Raw genomic sequence first — 22,368 nt, forward strand, 5'->3', positions numbered from 1 at the left:
ACACACGGTGGCTTGGTGATGGCTCTCCAGTCGCCACTGCGGTCAATTCCCCACCAACACATCCTTCCTGAACCACTCGCTGAGCATCTGCTTTTCATAGTGATACATCTCGTTGCGATAACTGTTTACGTTGAGCTGGTAGTTGCGATCCGCCAGCTCACGCTCGCCGCTGCGCAGTACTTTGCCGTCCTGCTCGAGGCTGTAGCGCAGGTGGATGCGGGGGAAGTCGTAGGTGCCCTGGGTGACGCGGACATCGCGGATCGGCACGCGCGGGAAGACGTCGCCAGCCAAGTCGATGTCGAGGATTTCCACCTTTAAATCCTGGCCTGCCGGCAGCTTCCTGGCCTGCTCCTCGAAGAATTCGCGGAAGTCGATTTCCATCGATTTGCGGTCGGTCTCGAAGCGCGGCACATCGGTCATCTTTTCGGTATTGACGTAGGTGACGGTGACGGCCGCCGAGGCGGTGCCGGCGGCCAGGCCAAAGGCGAGCAGGGCGCAGGCGGCTGGACGGATCAGGTGGTGCATGGCGACTCCCCCGGTAGTGGGCGTGAATAAGTCCCCAATATACTCCAAGAATTATTGACCGCGCGCCTGCGCGAACTCCTTGAAGGCCGCAATAAATGCCTCGCCCGAACTGTGCAGGCGCGGCGCGCCGACGTCGAAGGTGCAGCGCTGCACCGATGGCGGCGGCGCCAGGCCGGCTGTGGCCAGCGCATGTTCGGCACGCAAGGCGCCAAGCATGCCGTCCATCATCATGCGGGGCATGTCGAGGCCGGCGTTGTCGGTGTGGCCGCCGTCGAGCACGCTGGGGGCGAAAGCCAGCGAGCGGGCGCCGTGGCGGATCGCTTCGCGCATGGCCACGCGGGTGGCGCGGCGCAGGCGGTCGCCGTCCAGCGTTTCGGGACTGCCCAGGCCGATCACCAGTACCGCGCGGGCGGGCAGACTGGCTGGTGGCAGGCTGATCAGGATGGTTTCCATTTCCTGGGCACGGAAGGCGCCGCTGGCGCGCAGCGCCGTCAGCTGGCCGCCGAGCGCGGTGTCGAGGCCGAGCAGGCCGCCGGCGACGGGGGCGCCGCCTTGCTCGTGCTCGAACATGCAGGCAACGCTGAAGTCGACATCGGCTTGCGCCGGTCCCCAGGCGACGACGTCGAATTCGACGCCGTCCAGGGTGCCGATGGGCAGGCGTTCGGGTGATTGTTCAGTTGTTGCATGCGGTTCATTCATGGCGGAACTCCAGGTCAAGTCGGTCGCCTATCTTAGCGCGGTTCGCCAGAATGCGACCCTGCCGAAATTTATGGCGCGCGGCATGTTACCGATGCTCTGTAGCGCTAACATTTGTACTAAAATTGCCGAACAAGAAACACAAACCACGAACAGGAGATAGAGGATGATGGATTTTACTCGGCGTAATCTGGTCATGACTGCAGGTGGCGTGCTGGCGGCAACCGCAGTGGGCGGTCCCGTGTGGGCCAATCCCGACCGCAAGATGGGTTATGCGATCGTCGGCCTCGGTGGTTACGGGCTCGGCATCATCATCCCGCAGTTCAAATACTGCCAGCACAGCAAGCTGGTCGCGCTGGTCAGCGGCGACCCCGTCAAGGCCAGGAAAGTGGCGGGCGAGTATGGCGTGCCGGAATCGAATATCTACGATTACAAGAACTACGACCGCATCAAGGACAATCCCGACATCGACATCGTCTACATCTGCCTGCCGGTCTCGATGCATGCCGAATACACGATCAGGGGCGCCAAGGCCGGCAAGCACGTGCTGTGCGAAAAGCCGATGGCGATCTCGTCGGCCGAATGCGAATCGATGATTGCCGCCTGCAAGCAGGCCGGCAAGAAATTGATGATCGGCTACCGCTGCCACTTCGAGCCGTTCAACCTCGAGGCGCGGCGGCTGGCGCGTTCCGGCGCGATCGGCAAGCTGCGCTATTTCCGCTCCGAGCATGGCTACACCACGGGCGGCAACAACTGGCGTGTGAAGAGGGCGATGTCGGGCGGTGGTTCGCTGATGGATATCGGCATCTACGCGCTGCAGGCGGCGCGTTACATGACCGGCGAGGAACCCATTTCTGTGTATGCCAAGGAAACCACCGACCGGTCCGATCCGCGCTTCCGCGACGTCGAAGACATGATCGAGTTCCAGCTCGAGTTCCCGTCCGGCGTGATCGGTTCGTGCATGTCGATGTATTCGGCCAACCGCAACCAGTTCCTGCTGATGGGCGACAAGGGCCGCATCGAGATGGAGCCGGCCACCGGCTACCAGGGCCAGAAGCTGTGGGTAGGGGACGGGCGCAAGAACGAAATCACCGCGCCGCCGAATGCGTCGGCCAACCAGTTCGCCGGCCAGCTCGACCATATGGCGCAATCGGTGATGCAGGACCGCACGCCGATGGTGCCGGGCGAAGAAGGCTTGCGCGATATCCGCATCATCGAGGCGGTCTATCGTTCGGCCCGCGAGCACAAGCGCATCGCGTTGAAGTAATTAGATGCCGGGTTGCTGGTGCAGCCCGGCTTCCTCGGCCAGCTTGATGTCGAGCATCGAGATTACCAGGTCGGCATCGGTCAGCACGTCCTTGAGCGGGAAGCCGTCTTCCATCGCCACCACGGTGCCGGGCGGCACCCGTTCGGTGTTGTCAAAGCCCGGCGGCGTGTTGGGCATGAAGGCAAATTGCGGGAAACGGGTTTTGCCGTGCAGGGCGATGTCGGACAGCGTGCGCGGGGCGGCGCGCAGCAGGCCGTTGCGCACGTGTTGCTGGCGTTCTTCGTGGCGCTGCTTGAGCAGGGCGGTCAGGCGCACGATTTCGCCGGCCAGGCGGTCCGATTCGGCCTGGTGTTCGGCCAGTTCGCCGTCGCTCAGCGCTTCTTCCCATTGCGTCAGTTTCAACAGGCCGCGCTTGTGCAGCGCCTGGCGCTGCAGGTCGATTTCGATCGACGCGGCGCGGGTCTGGTGCGTGTCCAGGTCTTGCGTGATGGCGGCGTCGCCGTTGGCGCGCAGCCACTTGTCGCCGAACGCAAACACCAGGCCATCGAAATAGAAATACATCGGCAGCACTTGCGGCACCGCGCCAGCGAGCATTTGTTGCGGCGTCATGTGCCAGCGTTCGGCCAGCTCGGGCAGGGTGAGGGTCAGGGGTTCGATCAGGGGCATACGGTGTCTCCGGGGTTCAGGCGCCAATTTTCTCACACACGCGTAAAATAGCGGCTTTGTCACTGTTCGTCACGGAGTATGCCGCATGATGTTTCTTAAAGTTCCGTTTGCGGAAAAAGACGAGGCCAAAGCCCTGGGCGCGCGCTGGAACGGTGAGCGCAAGTCCTGGTATGTGCCCGATGGCAAACCAACCGAAGCGTTCTCGCGCTGGCTGCCACCGGGCGGCGCCGACTTCGTGCCGGCAGTCGCTGCCACGTCGCTGAAAAACCGCCCGGTCACCGTCGATTCCTACGCCGGCAAGCCGGTGATGGGCAAGCTGTTCATCGACCTCGAGCACGACTGCGATCCGTTCGTGGACTGCCCGGTCTGCGCGCCCAAGCTGGCCACGTCCGGCTGGACCGCCACCCACGACAGCGTTGCGCAACTGCTGGTCGGGCTGCGGGCCTAGGAGTCCGGTCGTGTGCACCAATTACCGGCCCACGTCGCGCGACCTGCTGGCCGACCTGTTCCAGTTGAGCTTGTTCGAGGGCGACGAGTGGCCGCAAGAGAGCTGGAAAGACTATCCGGCGCCCATCATCCGCTACAACGAGCACGGCCAACTGGTGTGCACCACTGCCACCTACGGCCTGGTGCCGCGCCGGCAGATTCCGCCCGGCGTCAAGCCGTGGGACACCATGAATGCCCGCACCGAAACGGTGGGCCAGCTGCGTTCATACGCGAAATGCTGGCGCGAAGGGCAGTTGTGCCTGGTGCCGATGACCGGGTTTTTCGAACCCAATTACGAGTCGGGCGCGGCCCAGCGCTGGCAGATCGGCCGGGCCGACGGCGCGCCGTTCGCAGTGGCCGGCATCTGGCGCGAGTGGCCTGGCGAGAACGGTCCCGAATATTCGTTCACGCAGCTGACCATCAATGCCGACGAGCATCCGTTGATGCAGCGCTTCCACAAGCCGGGCGACGAAAAGCGCTCGCTGATCGTGATTGCCGCCGACGAATATGACGACTGGCTGCGCTGCCGCGATCCCGAACGCGCGCGCAGCTATTTCCAGCAGTTCCCACCCGAACTGATGCGGGCCTGGTTCGACCCGCCGCCGCCGCGCAAGAAAAAAGCGCAGCCGGCTGCATCGCCGCAGCCTGAATCGACGCAAATCGACCTGTTTTAGACGCTGCGCCAGCCGGGCGGCGGCAGTGCATTGAAACAGCGTGTAGCGGCCGGTGCTTAATCTCCCGGCTGCAACAGCCAGCGTCGCGCCGTGTCTATCACCTGCTCGGTAAGCGCCTTGGTAAACGGCGTCTGGATATCCCACATATGCCAGATCAGCGGCACATCGAGCACCCGCCCCGGCGCCAGGTCGACCAGCGTGCCGGCCGCCAGCTGCGCCGCGCATTGCAGCTGCGGCGCCATGCCGTAGGCAAATCCGGCTTCCAGAAACCGCACGAACCCCTCCGACGACGCAAACGAATGGTGAGGATAACGGCCCTGGTAGCCGGTAGCCTGGGCGATAAACCGCGCCAGCAGCGCATCCTTGCGGTTGAAGTCGAGCGCGGGCGCGTTTTCCACGCTGGCGGCGGTCAAACCGTCCGGGAACCAGCGCGCGGCAAACGCCGGGCTGGCCAGGCAGTGGTAGCGCATCCGGCCCAGCGGCGTGGCGGTGGTGCCGGCCACGTGCGCGGTTTCGCTGGTCACGCAGCCAAACACCCGGCCTTCGCGCAGCATGGTGAGCGTATGGTCCTGGTCGTCCATGGTGATGTGCAGCATGCAGTCGCCGGCCGCCATCAGTGGGGTGACCGCTTGCTGCAGCCACGTCACCGCGCTGTCGGCATTGACGGCGATCGCCAACTCCGCGCGACCGGCGCCGGACCGTTTGCTGCTGTCGAGGGCGGCTTCGAGCAGCCGAACCTGACGATAATGGGCGATCAGGCGGTGGCCGGCGTCGGTCGCCTGTGGCGGCTGGCTGCGCAGCAACAGCAGTTCGCCAGCCTGGCTTTCCAGCATGCGCAAGCGCTGCGAGACCGCAGATTGCGTGATGGAGAGGGCCACCGCAGCCTTGTCGAAACTGCCATGCTCCACCACGGCATCGAGCGCGGCCAGGCCCCGGTAGTCGATCCTGCTCATTAGCATTCCTGATATTAGTCCAATATTATTAATTATACTGATGATTGGGGCGCCGCTAAGCTGTGGTATTTTTTGCAGGAGACCACCATGGAACTGGGTGCATTACTGAAGGGAATGGGCCTCGGCGGCGGCCTGATCATTGCGATCGGCTCGCAAAACGCCTACCTGTTGCGCCAGGCGTTGAAGCAGGAATATGTGTATACCTGTATTGCCATTTGCATCGCCTGCGACGTGCTGCTGATCGGCGCCGGCGTGGCCGGGATGGGTGAAATTATTAATAATGCGCCCGGCCTTTTATTCTGGATAAAAATCGCCGGCGCCGCTTTTTTATTCTGCTATGGCGTACGTGCTGCGCGTTCCGCCTTTAAATCATCGAGTTTCGACGTCACTCAACAACCCTCTGCTGTCAGCCGACGCCAGGTGATTGCCGCCATGCTCGCATTCAGCCTGTTAAATCCCCATGTTTATCTCGACACCGTGGTGTTGCTGGGCTCTATCGGGGGCCAGCAACCCGGTGCTGGTCCATGGTATTTCGCCGCTGGCGCCATGCTGGCATCAATTATCTGGTTTTTAAGCCTGGGCCTGGGCGCGCGATATTTAATCCCCGTTTTTACACGTCCGACGGCGTGGCGAGTGCTCGACGGGGCGATTGCGGTGGTGATGTGGCTGCTGGCGCTGTCGCTGTTCTGGTGAGGTCGCTTCGATGCGCCGATCGGCCGCCAGGGCGCATGCCATCGTGGAAAAAAAGCTGAAAATTGGCGGTATCATGCTCATTGCTGGCATGATGGCGGTGTTGCAGGCGCGCAAAATTTCACCGTGTTAGCAAATCTCGGGTGTTACTGGCATACAATAGCTGCAATCAAGTAATTATCAGCACGCCAACGGCGCCAGGTCATGAGCATTCAGCCGGAACAGTATGACAACTTGTCGATGATGACGTCCTCCTTTGCGGTGGACGCTCTCCTGGTGGTATTGCTGGTATTTTTATGGCTGATGCACCGCAAGGAAAAGCACGCCCTGCTGTGGGGTATTGGCCAGGCTGCCGTCATGGCAGGTGGATTGACATGGTTTGCAGGAGCAGCGGTGTTATCGCCATCCTGGCGATTATTTATTTGTGCGCTGATGCTGGTGATCGGTATGGCCGGTTATTATGGCGGTACGCAATATTTTCTCGGCGATTTGCGGCGCCGCCATTGGCGTCCGATTATTGTCGCGATCGCTGTCGCCACGGCGGGATTTTATGCGCTGTGGCAATGGCATTCGCACTGGGTGCCGCCCGGCAGCGCCGCCGCGCTGGGCCTGGTGATGATCTGGATGGGTGTGCGCCTGTACCGCGCCCAGCGCCGTTATCGCCTGCTTGGCTGCACCCTGGTGGCGCGCGGCGTGTTCAACCTGGTGTCCGCCGCCACCATGCCGCCGGAATGGTATCTGCTGTGGTTTGCCGGCACGTCCATCCTCAAAGCCGTTTCCATGCTGGGCCTGATTTACGCGGTGCAGGATGAAATGCAGCAGCGCTACGCGCGCACCATCGACAGCCTCAGCCACGGCTTTTTGATCCGCGACCGTCGCGGCATCATCCACGTGGCCAACGAGCGCGGCGCACGCTTGCTGGGTTTCGAGAAAGCGGCCGACCTGGTCGGCAAGCACCTGAGCGACATCCTGCCCAGGATCACTCCTGCGATGGTGGACGATTATTTCAAGCGCTTCGAGGCACCCGGGGTGCAATACCCGATGACCGACACCGCCGTGGTCACCCTGCATACGGGCGCGCGCCTGCCGCTGGAAATGGCCGGCTCGCCCTATATCGAGCGTGGCCAGCTGTACTGCCTGGTGCAGTTGCTCGATATCAGCGAGCGCCAGCGCAAGGACGACCTGCTCAAGCAGGCGGCCCGCATCGACCCCGTCACCGGCTTTTACAACCGCCACGCGCTGTCCGAAGCGCTGGCAAAGGAAGTGGCGCGTTGCCGCGAAACGGGCCGCGAATGCGTGGTGTTGTTCCTCGATCTGGACAAGTTCAAGCGCGTCAACGATTCCTTCGGCCATGCCACCGGTGACGAACTGCTGCGCCAGACCGCGCAGCGCCTGTTTGCCGTGCTGGGGCCGGGCGACCTGCTGGCGCGTTTCGGCGGCGACGAGTTCATCATCGTGCTGCCGGACCTGGCGCCGGGCGCAGCCGAGCAGGCCGCGCGCCGTTGCGCCGAGCATATTCTCGCCGCCCTGTCGTCGCGCTTCCAGCTGTTGCACCACGCCATCGGGGTGTCGGCCAGCATCGGCGTGGCCTGCTATCCCATGCTGGGCAGCGACAGCGACACCCTGGTACGCAATGCCGACATCGCCATGTACGAGGCCAAGAAGGCCGGGCGCGGTGAGCTGCGCTTTTTCCACGATTCGATGAACGCTGCCGCCAAGAACGCGCTGGTGATCGACGGCGCCCTGCGTGGCGCCATCGAAAACAACGAGTTCCGCCTGGTGTACCAGGCCATCGTCGATGCCCGCACCGGCGCGCTGACCAAGGCGGAGGCGCTGATCCGCTGGCATCACGCGCAACTAGGCAATGTGCCGCCCGACCGGTTCATTCCCGTGGCGGAGGACAGCGGCATGGTGGTGGCGATCGGCGCCTGGGTGCTGGAGCAGGCCTGCCGCCAGCTGGCGGCCTGGCGCGACGGCCCGCTGGGCGCGGTCACCGTCAGTATCAATGTCTCGGCGTGGCAACTGGCTGATCCGTTCTTCGTGGCGCTGGTGCAGCAGACGCTGGCGCGCCACAACCTGCCACCGCGCCAGCTCGAACTGGAATTGACCGAGCGCGTGCTGATCGACGATGGCGGCCATGTCCACAGCGTGATCGACCGCTTGCGCGCGCTCGGCGTGGGCGTGTCGCTCGACGACTTCGGCACCGGCTATTCGTCGCTGAGCTACCTGACGCAGTTCAACCTCAATACCCTCAAGATCGACCGCGCCTTCGTGATGGACATCGAGCACAGCGACCGCAGCAACAGCCTGGTGCACGCGATTATCGCCATGGGCCAGTCGCTGGGCCTGAAGCTGGTGGCCGAGGGTGTCGAGACGGCCGGCCAGGCCGCCATTCTCGAGTGCATGGGCTGCCACTACTTGCAGGGTTACCATATTTCGCGGCCGATTGCGCCCGACGCGCTGCTCGACTTTGCCGTGGACAGGAGCAGTGCCGCAGTCTAGCTAAAGTGTTGCAGTGTCACTCAACTGTCATCGTCACGTCATCGCAACGTCACATGCTGTTCTTACAATCTTGCTGATTGATACCAACTCACCCAGCAAGAAAGAGAACAGCCATGTCCCAGCGCTTCCCCCTGAAACCTTTGTGCCTGCTCGTGCTGCAAGCCCTGGCCATCGCCGCCCACGCCGAAGAAGTGGCCGACAGCGCCACCGTGGCCGCCATGGCCGGCCCGGTGCAGACCGTGGAAATCACGGGGCGCGGCCAGTCGCGCCAGGTGCAGAACATCAACAAGGACGACCTGGCCGAAGCGCTGCCCGGCACCAGCCCGCTCAAGGTGCTCGATAAGCTGCCCGGCGTAAACTTCCAGTCGGCCGATCCGTTCGGCGCCTACGAGTGGTCGACGTCGTTCAGCCTGCGCGGCTTCAGCCAGAGCCAGCTGGGCTTCACGCTCGACGGCATCCCGCTCGGCGACATGAGCTACGCCAACAACAACGGCCTGCACATCAGCCGCGCCGTGTCGTCGGAAAACATCGGCCGGGTGCAGGTGTCGCAGGGCGCCGGTTCGCTGGCCACTGCCTCCACCAGCAACCTGGGCGGCACGGTGCAGTTCTTCACGCTGGCGCCTACCGACGAACGCGGCCTGACGCTGTCGCAAACCGGCGGCAGCGATTCGACCTCGCGCACCTTTGTCCGCGTCGATTCCGGCCTGATCGGCGGCGCCATGAAAGCCTCGCTGAGCGGCACCCGCCAGCGCACCGACAAGACCAAGGGCGAAGGCGGCCAGGACCAGGACCAGGTCAATGCCCGCTTCGTCTTCAACTTCGGCGAGAGCAACAGCCTGACCGGCTTCTTCAACCATTCGGACCGCAAGGAAGTCGATTACCAGGACATGTCGAAGGAAATGCTGGGCCGCCTCGGCTACGACTGGGACAACTACCAACCCGACTGGCAGCGCGCCATCAACGCCGCCCATGGCCAGTTCAGCGGCAACGTCACCAGCCTCGACGACGCCTACTATTCGGCCGGCGGCCTGCGCAAGGACAATCTGAGCGGCCTGATCCTGGACCTGAACCTGACCCCGACCTTCAACCTCAAGACCACCGGCTACCACCACGACAACAAGGGCGAAGGCCACTGGTACACGCCGTACGTGCCCACCAACGCCGCCAACCCGCTGTCGATCCGCACCACCGAGTACCGCATCAACCGCAACGGCATCATGGCCGATGCAACCTGGGAGGCGGGCGACCACACCGTCACCTTCGGCGCCTGGGGCGAGCGCTCGGACCACACCGGTACCCGCGCCTACTACGCGGCCACCGGCCCGGCCGACACCATGTACTTCCTGTCGAACCCGTTCCAGATCGACTGGAAACAGAACTTCATCACCACCACCTCGCAGTTCTACCTGCAAGACAGCCTGGCCCTGATGGACGGCAAGCTGAAAGTGAACGCCGGCTTCAAGAGCATGAGCGTGGACATTTCCGCCCGCAACATCATCGGCAACCGCGCCGCCGGCCAGTTGAACGCCGAGAAGAGTTTCCTGCCGCAAGTCGGCGCCAACTATGCGCTCTCCGCCGACGACGAGATTTTCGCCTCGGCCGCCAAGAACATGCGCGCGCACCAGCCTGGCGTCGGTGGCCCGTTCTCGCAAACCCAGGCTGCGTACGACGCCGGCGTGGGCAACCTGAAACCGGAAACCTCGACCAATATCGACCTCGGCTACCGCTTCAAGCGCGATGCGGTGCAAGGTTCGCTGGCCGTGTACGGCGCCCGCTTCGACGACCGCCAGTTGAGTGTGGCCACCTGCGCCGGCATCGTCGGTTGCCCGTCCACCTTCGTCAACGTCGGCAAGGTCGATACCCGTGGCGTGGAAGCGATCGCGGTGTGGAAAATCAACCGTCAACTGAGCTGGTTCAACTCGGCCACGTATAACGACTCGAAATACAAGTCCGATTACATGGACGGCACGACGCTGGTGCAGGTGAACGGCAAGCAGGTGGCCGGCGCGCCGAAAACCCTGTTCAGCACCGAAGCATCGTACGACAGCGGCGCCTGGTTCGCGCGCCTGGGCGGCAAGTACACGGGCAAGCGCTACTACACCTACACCAACGACGCCAGCGTGGACGCGTTCTGGATCGGCAGCCTGACGGCCGGCTACAAGCTCAAGTCGCTGGGCTTCATGAAAGACCTCTCGCTGCAAGTGAACGTGAGCAACCTGTTCGACAAGCAGTACATCAGCACCGTCGGCACCAACGGCTTCCAGGCCCGCGATCCGAACGGCACCGCGCAAACCCTGCTCACCGGCGCCCCGCGCCAGGTGTTCCTGACCCTGAGCGGCAAGCTGTAAGGGTGTGACACTGGCTGGCGGGATGTAACAAGCGGTTATCCGTGTTCAAGGATTGCAAATGATAATCATTCTCGATTATAGTGCTGCAACTTTCAAAAACACCACGGAGCACCATGTTACGTCCTCTCAAGCCCTGGCTGGCCCTGGGCCTGCTGTCCACGACCACGTTAGTCCAGGCGCAAGACGCTGCGGAAGGTGACGCCACCTTGCAGCAAGTGAACGTGGTGGCCGAGCGCAGCGCCGCCTTCAATGCCAGTCATAGCAGCGGCGCCACCCGCACCGATACGCCGATCCGCGAAGTGCCGCAATCGGTGCGCGTGGTCAACAGCGAGCAGCTCGAAGACCTGGGCGCCATGCGCCTGGCCGACACCGTCGATTTCGTCAGTGGTATTTCGCGCCTGAACGACTTTGGCGGCACCTGGGACAACTTCGGCATCCGTGGCTTTTCCAGCACCGACATGGGTTTCCTGGTCAACGGCTTTCCCGGCTCGCGTGGCTACAACCCGCCGCGCGACACCGCCACGGTCGAGCGCTTCGAGTTTCTCAAGGGGCCGGCCGGGGCAATTTACGGCAGCAGCGAGCCCGGCGGCACCATCAATATCGTCACCAAGAAGCCGAAGTTCACCGCGCGCCACGTGGCCGAGGTGGGCTTCAACGATCGCGGCCTGCGCCGCGCCACGGTGGACACCACCGGCCCGTTGAGCTCGACCGTGGCCTACCGCCTGAACCTGATGACGGAAGAGGGCGATCCGCGCTCGTCGCTACTGCACAACAAGCGCATGCTGGTGGCGCCCGCGCTGACCTGGAAGATCGACCCGCGCACCACGCTCAACTACGAAGCGGAAATCCTCAAGTCCGACACGCCGCTTGACCGCGGCGTGATCAATGTGCGCGGCCAGCTCGGTACGCTGCCGCGCGACCGCATCCTCAACGAGCCGACCGACAAAAACATGCACCTGTCGAGCAAGACCCAGCAACTGACGCTGGACCGGGTGCTGGCCGACGGCTGGCGCGCACGCCTGGGCGCGAGCTACAAGGAAAGCACTTTCGAGGGCGAGTACACGGAGGCGACGTCGCTGGCGGCCGACAACCGCACCCTCAATCGCCAAGCCACCTGGCGCACGCTGCCGTCGCGCGATACCTCGGTCAACGGCGAGATCGAAGGCAAGTTCGCCACCGGCGCGCTGGAACATACGCTGCTGGTCGGCGCCGAAGCCTCGCGCCTGTGGATGAATACCGAAATCCTGCGCTCGGCCAACACGCCGCTCGACATCTATGCGCCCGTGTACGGCCGGCCGGCAGGCCCGCTGATCTCGCGCACGTCGAGCTCGGACGAACGCCAGCGCGTGAAAGCCGTGTTCGCGCAAGACCAGGTCAGCCTGTCGGACCAGTGGAAGCTGCTGGCCGGCCTGCGCTGGGACGAGTACAGCCAGGACCTGGTCAACCGCGTGGCCGGCAACCAGCTCAACCGCAAGCAGAGCGCGGTGTCGCCGCGTGCCGGTGTGACGTACTTGCCTAACAGCTGGAGTTCGCTGTACGTGTCGGCCGGCAAATCGTTCCGGGGCAATACCGGCATTGATGTCAATGGCAACGCCTTCGATCCGCAAAAGTCCACGTCGTACGAAGCGGGCTGGAAGCTGCAAAGCGCCGACCAGCGCCTGGGCGCCACCGTGGCCGTGTACGACATCACCAAGACCAATGTGCTCACCGCCAGCGACGTGCCGGGCTTCTCGGTAGCGGCGGGTGAAGTGAAAAGCAGCGGCGTGGAGGCGGACGTGACGGGCCAGATCGGCCGCCACTGGCGCGTGAGCGGCAACGCCGCCTACGACGACGCGCGCGTGACGCACGACCGCACCCTGGCGGCCGGCACGCGGTTGATGAACGTGCCGAAATGGAGCGCCGGCCTGCTGGCGATCCGCGAAGACAGGCTGCCCGGTGGCAGCCGCTACGGCGTGGGCGCCGGCATTAACCACGTGGGCGCACGCTCGGGCAACACTGCCGATACCTATAGTTTGCCGTCGTACACCACCGCGCGCCTGCTGGGCTACTGGCAGGTGACGCCGCAGGTCAAGCTGTCGGTCGACGTGCTCAACCTGTTCAACCGCACATACTACACGTCCTCGTGGGCCGGCCTGTACGTCACGCCCGGCGCCGAACGCAGCGTCGCCGCCAGGATCAAGGTCGAGCTTTAAGTCGTACCGACGGTCGGCGCAAGCAGCGCCATGTTGCGTCCGCGCTCCTTGGCCTGGTACAACGCCCGGTCCGCCATCGCCACCAGCATGGCCGGCGAGTTATCGTCGCCGGGCACCAGCGCCGCCACGCCGATGCTGATGGTCAGCATGCCGAACGGCGAGCGCTGGTGCGGCAGGCATCGCTGCACCAGCTCGGCGCACATCAACTGCGCGGTTTCGACGGCGTCGGCCGCACCGGTATTGGCGGCCAGCAGGGCGAATTCCTCGCCGCCATAACGGGCCACCAGGTCGGTGGGCCGGTGGCCGTGGGCGGTGATCAGGTCGGCCACGACGCGCAAGGTGGTGTCGCCGGCCTGGTGGCCGTAATGGTCGTTATATTTTTTAAAGAAATCGACGTCGATCATCGACAGCGCCAGCGGCTGCCTGGCGCGCGCGGCGCGGCGCCATTCTGCCGCCAGCGCCAGGTCGAAGCCGCGCCGGTTGACCACGCCGGTCAGGCCGTCGGTGGTGCTCAGTTCGGCGAGCTTGCGGTTCGACTCTTCCAGCTCGGCCGTGCGTGCGGCCACCACTTTTTCAAGCTGCAACTGGTGACGCGTCAGGCGGGCAATGCGCTGCTGGTATAGCAGCGTCAGCGTGAACACCACCAGCGCCACGCCCAGCATGCGGAACCACCAGCGTTGCCAGAACGGCGGCGTGATGGTGATGCGCAAGGTGGCCGGCTCCGCGTTCCACACGCCCAGGTGATTGGCGGCTTTTACCCGGAACACATAGTTACCAGGGTTGAGGTTGGTGTAACTGGCGCTGCGGTGCGCGGCGTCGGTATGCACCCATTCGCGATCAAAACCCTGCAACTGGTAGGCGTAGCGGTTCTGGCCGGGGTCGGTGTAGTGGAGCGCGGCGAACTCGATCGAAAACACCGACGCCTCCGAGGCCAGAGTGAGCGCGGTGGGCGCGGTGACCGGCCCCTCGGCCTTGACGTTGGCGCGCGGTGTGCCGCTTTGCAGCGAATGGTTGAACACCGTGATGTCGGTGATCGCCACCTGCGGCGGCACCGAGCTGGCGCGCACCTTCGCTGGCGTCACCGCCGTCATGCCGTGCACCCCGCCAAAATACAGCACGCCATCGGCGCCGCGCGCGGACGAGTTGACGGTGTAGCCCTCGGTCAGGCCGTCGGCGGCGGTAAACCGGCTGACCTTGCCCGTCTCGGGATCGAGGCGGAACAGGCCGGCCAGCGTGCTGCACCAGATATTGCCGTCCAGGTCGTGTTCGATGGCAAGGATTTTCTGCGCCCGCATGGCTGCCGCGTACGACGTGAAGCGCACCTTGCCGCCTGTCTCGAACACGGCCAGGTTCAAGCCCTTGCTGGTGCCGATCCAGATCCGGCCCCTGGCGTCCTGGTGCAGGCTGACGATGTTGTCGTCGCTGATGCTGGCGGGGTCGGCACGGTCGTGGCGGAAGTGGCGAAAGGTGCCGGTGGCGGGATCGAGCCAGTCCAGGCCGCCGCCATTCCATTCCGATCCCACCCACACCCGGCCGCTGCTGTCCTCCAGCACGGTGGAAGCGCCGTTGACGCTGCGGCTGTTGCTGTCGTGCGGGTCGTTGTAGTAGATCTTGCGGGCCTCGGTGGCCGGCTCGTAGCGGATCAGGCTGTTGCCGGTGGCCAGCCACAGCGCACCGCCCGCCCCGGGAGCGATGAAGTTGATGTAGTCGCTGGCAGTGTTGCCGAAGCGGATGGCCCGGAACGCGCCGCCCACATGGTCGAGCCGATGCAGGCCGTTCGACGTGCCCAGCCACAGCGGCCCCTGGCCATCGTCCTGCTGGTACATGCTGTAGACGATGGAGCGGCTCAGTTTGCTTGGCGCCTTGCCGTCGGCCTGCCAGGTCTTGATCACCGTGTTGCTGCCGGGATCGAACAAGCTCATCCCCACATTGCCGCCGAGCCAGATCTGCCCGTCCCGCGCGCGCGCCAGGCTCAACAGCGCGTTGCTGGCAGGCGCTGCGCGGTGGTCGATGCGGAACGGCACGTGGCGCGTAAAACCCTCGCTGCTGAGGTTGGCCAGCGCGATGCCATCGGTAAACGAGGCGATCCACAACATGCCGCCGCGGTCCTGCATGACGGCGCGCAGGTTGTTGCCGGGCAGGCTGTACGGATCGTCGGCGGCATGGGCGAACTGGTCGAAAACGCCGCTGGCGCCATTCCAGCGCAGCAGCCCGGCCGACAGGGTGGTGGCCCACAGCACGCCCTTGTTGTCGAGGTTGAAGTCGGTGATGCGGCTGGCGGGCGAGGGAACGGCGGTGCGGGTGCTCCAGTCGCGTTTGCCATCCCAGCGCACCACGCCGGCCTCGGTGCCAATCCACAGCGCGCCGTTGCGGTCGAATTGCAGTGCCCGCACAATGTTGCCCCGTGTATCGGCGCGCGCCGAGGGATCGACCTGGTGGTGGCGGAAGGTGGTGGCGCCCGGCGCCAGGTAGTCGAGGCCGCCGGGCCAGGTGGCAGCCCAGACGCCGCCCTGGCTATCGAGCGCCAGTGCGTTGAGGTCGTTGCTGGCCAGGCTGCCGGGATCCTTGGCGTCGTGGGCGTACACGGTAAACTTGCTGGTCTCGGGATCGAAGTGCTGCAAGCCGCCCCAGGTGGCGATCCACATGCCGCCCCGGCCGTCGGCGATGATGCGCTTGACGATGCGGTGATTGTTGGGGCCGCTGGCCGGCGCCATCGTGCTGAAGTCGTTGGTGTCCGGGTTGAAGCGCGCCAGGCCGTTCTGGGTACCGGCCCAGATGCGGCCCTGCGGGTCTTCGTAAATGGCCGAGACCCGATCGTGCGGCAGGCTGTTCGGGGCGGCGGACTCATGGGCATAGCGCACCGCCTGGTAACCGTTGTAGCGGTACAGGCCGTTGGCATGGGTCCCCACCCATACGTAGCCCTTGCGGTCCTGCATCAGCGCCAGCATCGACGGCTCGTCGCCGCCCAGCGGCCCCAGTTTTTTAAAGCGCAGCGACGGCGTGGCGGCGCCGGCCGATAACGGCCAGCCGGCCGCCATGACCAGCATGGACAATAGCGACAGCAGTAATAACATATACAGCGATGAGCACAGCGGGCGCAAGGCGGATACGGAAGACGGGGGAAGTGCGGACATGTGGGTTTTTCAAGGAGCCGGTCAGCTCCGTCCGGCAGGGTCAAGTGTTATCAATTTTATAGCTTGCTTGCCATTATACCTTCCACTTTGCAATGGTTTCGGGATAATAGTCAGTGTTTTCGCGCACTTGTCGCTTTTTAGGGTATAGTTTACGGTGCTGCCTGCCGTGTATAGAGCGCCGCCACCGCACCCGTCCCTTTTCCCCGGTGCGGATTCTGTTGTTTATTGAAGAAAGCTGGTTGTCCCCCAGGGGCCGGCCCACACACTATGTCCGAATCCGAGATCACTACCCCGTCCGCTGACGCCCAGTCCGCATCCAATGCACCTGCTGCACCTGCTGCACCCGCGCTCGAAGCATCCGTACCACCAGCGGCGCCAGTCGCACCGGCAGCACCTGCCGCACCAGCACCTGCTGCACCAGCACCGCTAGCGCCCGCGCCCGAGATCGTTGCTGCAGTGGCTGCACCAGCCGCGCCGGTAGCACCGGTCGTGCCGGTCGCCGGCGTACGCTTTGCCGACTTCGGCCTGTCGCCGCTGATCCAGCGCGCGCTCGACGAGGCCGGTTACGAACATCCCACGCCCATCCAGGCCGAGGCCATCCCCGTGCTGCTGCAAGGACGCGACGTCATGGGCGCGGCCCAGACCGGTACCGGCAAGACCGCCAGTTTCTCGCTGCCCATCATCCAGATGTTGCTGGCCAATGCCAGCCATAGCACCTCGCCCGCACGCCACCCGGTGCGCGCGCTGATCCTCACGCCTACCCGCGAACTGGCGGTGCAGGTGGCCGAGAACGTCAAGGCCTACGCCAAGCACACGCCGCTGCGCTCCACCGTGGTGTTCGGCGGCATGGACATGAAGCCGCAAACGGCGCTGCTCAAGGCTGGTGTGGAAATCGTCATCGCCACCCCGGGCCGCCTGCTCGACCATATCGAGCAAAAGAATATCAGCCTGTCGCAAGTGCAAATGCTGGTGATGGACGAAGCCGACCGCATGCTGGACATGGGTTTCCTGCCAGACTTGCAGCGCATCATCAACTTGCTGCCCAAGCAGCGCCAGAACCTGATGTTCTCGGCCACGTTCTCGCCGGAAATCAAAAAGCTGGCCAACACCTTCCTCAGCAACCCGATCACCATCGAAGTGGCGCGCAGCAACCAGACCGCCGACAAGGTGACCCAGGTCGTCTACAAGGTCGCGGAGAACCAGAAGCACGCGGTTACCGCGCACATTCTGCGCCAGCGCGAGCTGAAACAGGTGATCATCTTCTCCAACACCAAGATCGGCTGCTCGCGCCTGGCGCGCGAACTCGAGCGCGAAGGCATGAAGGCGGTCGCCATCCACGGCGACAAGACCCAGCAGGAGCGCATGGCCGCACTCGAAGCGTTTAAAAAGGGCGAGACCGACATCCTGGTCGCCACCGACGTGGCCGCCCGTGGTCTCGACATCACCGACCTGCCGTGCGTGATCAACTACGACCTGCCGTACAACGCCGAAGACTACGTCCACCGCATCGGCCGCACCGGCCGCGCCGGCGCTTCGGGCGACGCCATCTCGATCTTCTCCGACAAGGACGAGCGCCTGCTGGCCGACATCGAAAAACTGATCAAGCAAACCATTACGCGCGGCGAGCTGCAAGGCTTCAACCCGACCCCTGCCTACGGTGCTGCGCCAGCCGGTGAAGATCGCGGCAACCGTGGCGAGCGCAGTGACCGCAGCGAGCGTGGCGACCGCCATCCGCGCCGTCCGGAAGACAGCAGCCGCAGCCCGGCCGGCCGTCCCGGCGAGCGCGCCCCGCGCAGCATGGGCATGGCCCCGCGCCGCGACAAGGTCGATCCCTGGTTCCTCAAGCCGTACGAACCGGCGCGCAGCACGCTGCCTGCGGCCAGCGCCCCGGCCGGCAATGCCGCGACCAAGCCCAAGCAAAAGCTGGCGGTCCTGCTCGGCGGCGTGCCGAAGCAGTAAACCTGTTTGGTAGCTGGGGCCGGTTCGCGGCTGTCTCAGCGTACCAGCCTCGGGCACGACTATATTGCCATTGTGGTTTCGACTACAATGGCTTTTTTTTATGCTTGATCGCTGGACAATAGCCAGCGGTTCGCGCCATGACACCACGTCCGTTTTCTCCGCCCGATGCCGCGCCTGCGGCCAACGCGTCAAACTCCGCCACCTTGTCATCCCCGCTTGCCGCAGCGCACCCGGCCTACCGCGCCGACATCGACGGCTTGCGTGCGCTGGCCGTGCTGGCGGTGGTGCTGTACCACGCGTTTCCGGCGCGCCTGCCGGGCGGCTTTGCCGGCGTCGATATTTTCTTCGTGATTTCCGGCTTCCTGATCGGCAGCATCCTGATCGCCGGCATCGAGCAGGGCAGCTTCCGCTTCAGCGATTTCTATGCGCGCCGGGTGCGCCGGATTTTCCCCGCGCTACTCCTGGTGCTGGGCGCCTCCATGCTGTTCGGCTGGTTTGGCCTGTTCCCCGATGAATACAAGATGCTGGGCCAGCACGTGCTGGCCGGCGCCGGTTTCGTCTCGAACTTCTTCCTCTGGAGCGAGGTGGGCTATTTCGACACGGCAGCCGAAACCAAGCCGCTGCTGCACCTGTGGTCGCTCGGCATCGAGGAGCAGTTCTACATTGTCTGGCCGGTGCTGATGTGGTGTGCGTGGCGGCGCGGTGTGAGCGTGCTCAAGCTGGCGCTGGTGGTGCTGGTGCTGTCGTTCGCGGTCAACCTGGCCGGCGTCCACAAGTTTTCCAGCGCGACCTTCTATTCGCCAGCCAGCCGGGTGTGGGAAATGCTGTTCGGCACCGTGCTGGCCTACCTGTCGGTGCACCGTATCAAGCTGTTCGTCGGTGCGCGTCAGCCCGGTCACGATGGCGCCGGCGAACGGACCACGCTGTTCGATGCGGGCAGCGCGCGGGCGCGCGATGTCGCTTCGGTGGCCGGGATGCTGCTGCTGGTGGCGGCGCTGGCCCTGCTGCGCGCCGACCGCCACTTTCCCGGCGGCTGGGCGCTGTTGCCGGTGCTGGGCGCCACCCTGCTGATCGCGGCGGGGCCGCAAGCGCTGTGCAATCGCCTGCTGCTGTCGAACCGCGTGGCCGTGTGGTTCGGGCTGATCAGCTACCCGCTGTACCTGTGGCACTGGCCGCTGCTGTCGTTTGCCCGCATTGTCGAGTCGGGCCTGCCGTCGGCCAGGGTGCGCGTGTGCGCCGTCCTGGCGGCGGTGCTGCTGGCCTGGCTGACGTACCGCCTGGTCGAGCGGCCCCTGCGCGGCGCCAGCGGCGGGCGCATCAAGGTAATGGTGTTGTCGGGGGCCATGCTGGCGCTGGTGGCGGTGGCTGCCGGCATCGTCGCGGGCAAGGGCTGGCCGCAGCGCGCCAGCATGGCCGTCAACGCCCTGCAGCAAAAAGACCTGGTGATCGTCGAGGACAAGGCCAACGCGGCCGCCTGCAAGCAGCGCTACGGTTTCGACTCTTTGTATGAATATTGCCTGCTCGACCAGCCGGCCCGCGACCCGACCGTGCTCCTGATCGGCGACAGCCACGCCTATCACCTGGTGGCCGGGATGACCCGCTACTACCGCGCGCAGCGAGAAAACCTGTGGTTCCTCGGTACCCGCGTGCCGTTCCTGGGTCTGCCCGACGGCGACGATCCGTACCAGAAGGCCACCCCGATGATGCTCAAGCTGGCGCTGGAGACGCCCGGCATCAAGACCGTGATCGTGTCCACCGCCGTCAAGCTGCACGGCGAAAATGCCGATGGCCAGTCGGTGATGGCGGCCATGCGCGAGACTGTCAAACAACTGCTGGCTGCCGGCCGCGAAGTGATCCTGGTGTATGACCTGCCGATGCTGGACTTCGATCCGCGCGGTTGCCTGCGGCGCCCCGGCGTGGCCAGTTCCAGTACCAACGTGGAGTGCGCCATGCCGCGCGCCACGTTCGACAAGAACATCGCCGCGCACAAGCAGGCGTGGGACGCCGTGCTCAAGGACTTCCCGCAGGTGCAGGTGTTCGACACGGCCGCGCCGCTGTGCGACGCCGCGCGCTGCCATGCGATGATCGGCACCACGCTGATGTACCGCGACCAGCACCATTTCAGCTATCGCGGCGACCTGTACATGGGCGAACTGTTCGCCCGCCAGCAGCAGGCCCGCCAGCGCCAATAGCGCCAATAGCGACCTGTGTTTTACGGCTGGTCGAAGGCGCCCACCGTCAGATCCACCAGGCCCAGCCCGAGCGGGCGCGGGTCGCCCTTGCCTCCGGCTAAGGAGCTGGGCGAGGTCGGGTGCGGTATGTCGAACACCAGTTCGGTCTGGCGGCCATCGGTATCGACGCGCACGTTGTACGAGGTGACGCCAGCAATAAACATCAACTCGTGCTTGGCGGCGCCGACGGTCAGCCCGATAGGCGCACCGATGTTGGGGCCGAAGGCCTTGGCGTTGATGGTCAACAGCATGTGGCGCGGCAACGGCTGGGCAAAGCGCAAGACCACCTTGTTGCTGTCGGACCAGGTGCCCCACAGTTCAGGCGTCGACAGGCCGGAGGTCGTCACCAGGCCGGCATTCGGCTGGCCCTGGAAGTACACTGTGGTGACCACCCGGTCCGCCAGTGGCTTGGGCGGCATGCGGGTGAGGGTGTAATCGGCAGTCACTACCTGGGGCGCGAGGTCCGGCGCCAACGGTTGCTGGCCAAGCACCATCAACGCCTCGGTGCCTGGCGGCAGCATGCCGGCCGTGATCGGCGCGCCTGGCGGCACGATCAGTACCTTGCTGGCGTGGCGGTCTACCTGGAACTGCGCGCGGTACAGGTCGGCATCGTTGGGGCCGGCCAGCACCAGGTGGTCGCGCTGTTGCGGGGTGAATTGCTGGTACATGGCACGTCCCGCGCGGTCAGCGGGCAAGGAATTGCCGCTCAAAGCCATCAGCATTCTGGTGGATGTGACGGCGGAATTGATCGCCAGCAGCGGCAGCAGCACCCAGATGAAACCCCGGCGCGCCACCGCCGGGCGCCAGACCCACAGCCCTACCAGCACCAACTGCGTCAGTACCAGGAGATTGAAGACGGCCCTGAACCTGCGCAGGTTGGTCAGTTCGGGCGAATCGACGATAATGTACGGGAAGTGCCGGAACAGTGTCATCGCCGCGTAGATGGTCAGCACGGCAAACAGCACGGCCAGCACGGCGCGCAGCCGCTGGCCGAGATCGGCGACCAGCAGGGGCGAGGCTGCCAGCATCGGCAGCAGCGGCAGCACGAAACCGTAATAGCGCATGTGCAGGCGCGAAACTTCGTTGGGGCCGACATGTGCGATCGAGGCGGTGAACGCCACCGTCAGCGCCATGGTGGCGCCCAGCGTGAGTACGGTGTAGACCAGGGCGTTGAGACCCGGCTTGCCCGCCGCAGCACGGACGGCCGGGCTGGTGGCGGCAGTGGCCACGGCCACCAGCGGCAGCGCCCAGAGCAGCACCAGCGCCATGGCGTGGCCGTACAGGTTCCACAGCGCCGGCTGCAGCAGCCGCAGCGGCGAGCTGTCGCTGCCCGTCTGGTTGCCGTAGAAGCTGCCCAGCACGTCCAGTCCGGAAGGACCGGCCAGCAGCCAGCCGAGCCCCCATTTCACCGCCAGCAGGCACAGGCCCATGACCACGGCAGCGACCAGGCCAACGCCGGTCCGGCCATCGCGCCAGTTGCGCCAGATGGCGTACACCATGATGGCGGGCAGCAAGAACAGCGCATGCACTTTTACCAGGCTCATCAAACCGAGCGTGATCCCGGTCCACACGGCGCCGCGCACACCGGTACCGCCGATTTCTTCCAGCACCAGCCAGGTCAGTACCCAGAAACACAGGAAATACGTGGCCTCGGGCATGAAGAAAGCGGTGTAGACGCTGGTGCCGCCGAGCAGTATCGAGAGCGTGATCATGACCGCTGCCGCGCGGCCGGCAAGCGGCAGCGCCACCCGGTACAGGAACGGCGCAGCCAGCAGGTACAGCACGGTATTGCCGAGGCGCGCGCATTCGAGGAACTCCGGGCCGCACGCGTTGGTGGCGCGGAACAACCACAGGTACAGGTAGGACGGCACGATCGCCTCGCCCAGCGGCGCCAGCCGCGAGTAGCGGCTATAGCTCCATTCGTCGAGGAAGACCAGCGGGTACAGGCCGTGGTTGCGGATGAGCAGGAACAGCAGGATCAGCAGCACGCCTGCCGGCAGGGCAAAACGCGCCAGGCGCGATGGGTAACGGTTGTCAGTAGTCAT

15 protein-coding genes are annotated in these 22,368 nt (G+C 64.7%); 9 read left to right on the top strand and 6 right to left on the bottom strand.

From position 1 onward, the window contains the following. Positions 1-42: 42 nt before the first annotated feature. Both J2X54_RS22110 and J2X54_RS22115 read right to left on the bottom strand, forming a co-directional pair. Positions 43-525, bottom strand: coding sequence for a DUF3016 domain-containing protein (locus J2X54_RS22110; RefSeq protein WP_310183783.1), 483 nt, complete (start codon positions 523-525; stop codon positions 43-45). Positions 526-576: 51 nt separating this feature from the next. Continuing rightward, positions 577-1,224, bottom strand: coding sequence for a M17 family peptidase N-terminal domain-containing protein (locus J2X54_RS22115; RefSeq protein WP_310183785.1), 648 nt, complete (start codon positions 1,222-1,224; stop codon positions 577-579). Positions 1,225-1,387: 163 nt separating this feature from the next. On the opposite strand from J2X54_RS22115, the gene J2X54_RS22120 reads away from it, so the two are divergent. Continuing rightward, entirely contained in the window at positions 1,388-2,488 is a 1,101-nt protein-coding gene (locus J2X54_RS22120) for a Gfo/Idh/MocA family oxidoreductase (RefSeq protein WP_310183787.1), read from the top strand. On the opposite strand, the gene J2X54_RS22125 is transcribed toward J2X54_RS22120, so the two are convergent. Continuing rightward, positions 2,489-3,154 (bottom strand): hypothetical protein, encoded by a 666-nt coding sequence (locus tag J2X54_RS22125; protein ID WP_310183790.1) that lies wholly within the window; start codon positions 3,152-3,154, stop codon positions 2,489-2,491. Positions 3,155-3,239: 85 nt separating this feature from the next. On the opposite strand from J2X54_RS22125, the gene J2X54_RS22130 reads away from it, so the two are divergent. Both J2X54_RS22130 and J2X54_RS22135 read left to right on the top strand, forming a co-directional pair. Beyond that, positions 3,240-3,602 carry a DUF5710 domain-containing protein gene (locus J2X54_RS22130; protein WP_310183792.1) on the top strand — a complete coding sequence of 121 codons (363 nt, stop codon included), beginning with the start codon at positions 3,240-3,242 and terminating at the stop codon, positions 3,600-3,602. A gap of 10 nt (positions 3,603-3,612) precedes the next feature. Next, a complete protein-coding gene (locus J2X54_RS22135) occupies positions 3,613-4,314 on the top strand; it encodes an SOS response-associated peptidase family protein (protein ID WP_310183794.1) in 702 nt (233 codons plus the stop codon). Between the two features lie 56 nt (positions 4,315-4,370). On the opposite strand, the gene J2X54_RS22140 is transcribed toward J2X54_RS22135, so the two are convergent. Continuing rightward, a complete protein-coding gene (locus tag J2X54_RS22140) occupies positions 4,371-5,267 on the bottom strand; it encodes a LysR family transcriptional regulator ArgP (protein ID WP_310183796.1) in 897 nt (298 codons plus the stop codon). A gap of 87 nt (positions 5,268-5,354) precedes the next feature. Here J2X54_RS22140 and J2X54_RS22145 point away from each other — a divergent pair, with 87 nt between their 5' ends. From J2X54_RS22145 to J2X54_RS22160, 4 genes are all read left to right on the top strand, one after another. Continuing rightward, positions 5,355-5,960 carry a LysE/ArgO family amino acid transporter gene (locus tag J2X54_RS22145; RefSeq protein WP_310183798.1) on the top strand — a complete coding sequence of 202 codons (606 nt, stop codon included), beginning with the start codon at positions 5,355-5,357 and terminating at the stop codon, positions 5,958-5,960. 201 nt (positions 5,961-6,161) lie between these two features. Continuing rightward, the gene (locus J2X54_RS22150; protein WP_310183800.1) at positions 6,162-8,459 is read left to right on the top strand and encodes an EAL domain-containing protein; all 2,298 of its coding nucleotides are present in this window, start codon (positions 6,162-6,164) and stop codon (positions 8,457-8,459) included. Between the two features lie 113 nt (positions 8,460-8,572). Next, positions 8,573-10,807, top strand: coding sequence for a TonB-dependent receptor (locus J2X54_RS22155; protein WP_310183803.1), 2,235 nt, complete (start codon positions 8,573-8,575; stop codon positions 10,805-10,807). A gap of 113 nt (positions 10,808-10,920) precedes the next feature. Next, on the top strand, positions 10,921-12,999 hold the full coding sequence (locus J2X54_RS22160) for a TonB-dependent siderophore receptor (protein ID WP_310183807.1): 2,079 nt from the start codon (positions 10,921-10,923) through the stop codon (positions 12,997-12,999). Here the strand turns inward: J2X54_RS22160 and J2X54_RS22165 are convergent. Next, entirely contained in the window at positions 12,996-16,133 is a 3,138-nt protein-coding gene (locus J2X54_RS22165) for a diguanylate cyclase (protein ID WP_310183810.1), read from the bottom strand. The genes J2X54_RS22160 and J2X54_RS22165 overlap by 4 nt on opposite strands. 267 nt (positions 16,134-16,400) lie before the next feature. Here J2X54_RS22165 and J2X54_RS22170 point away from each other — a divergent pair, with 267 nt between their 5' ends. Further along, positions 16,401-18,092: a DEAD/DEAH box helicase gene (locus J2X54_RS22170; RefSeq protein ID WP_310183812.1), complete on the top strand. Its 1,692-nt coding sequence runs from the start codon at positions 16,401-16,403 to the stop codon at positions 18,090-18,092. A gap of 137 nt (positions 18,093-18,229) precedes the next feature. Next, positions 18,230-20,284 (top strand): acyltransferase family protein, encoded by a 2,055-nt coding sequence (locus tag J2X54_RS22175; RefSeq protein ID WP_310183814.1) that lies wholly within the window; start codon positions 18,230-18,232, stop codon positions 20,282-20,284. A gap of 20 nt (positions 20,285-20,304) precedes the next feature. On the opposite strand, the gene J2X54_RS22180 is transcribed toward J2X54_RS22175, so the two are convergent. Next, positions 20,305-22,368, bottom strand: coding sequence for a DUF7024 domain-containing protein (locus J2X54_RS22180; RefSeq protein WP_310183817.1), 2,064 nt, complete (start codon positions 22,366-22,368; stop codon positions 20,305-20,307).

It is taken from the genome of Duganella sp. 3397 (assembly GCF_031456625.1).
GTDB classification, from domain to species: domain Bacteria; phylum Pseudomonadota; class Gammaproteobacteria; order Burkholderiales; family Burkholderiaceae_D; genus Rugamonas; species Rugamonas phyllosphaerae.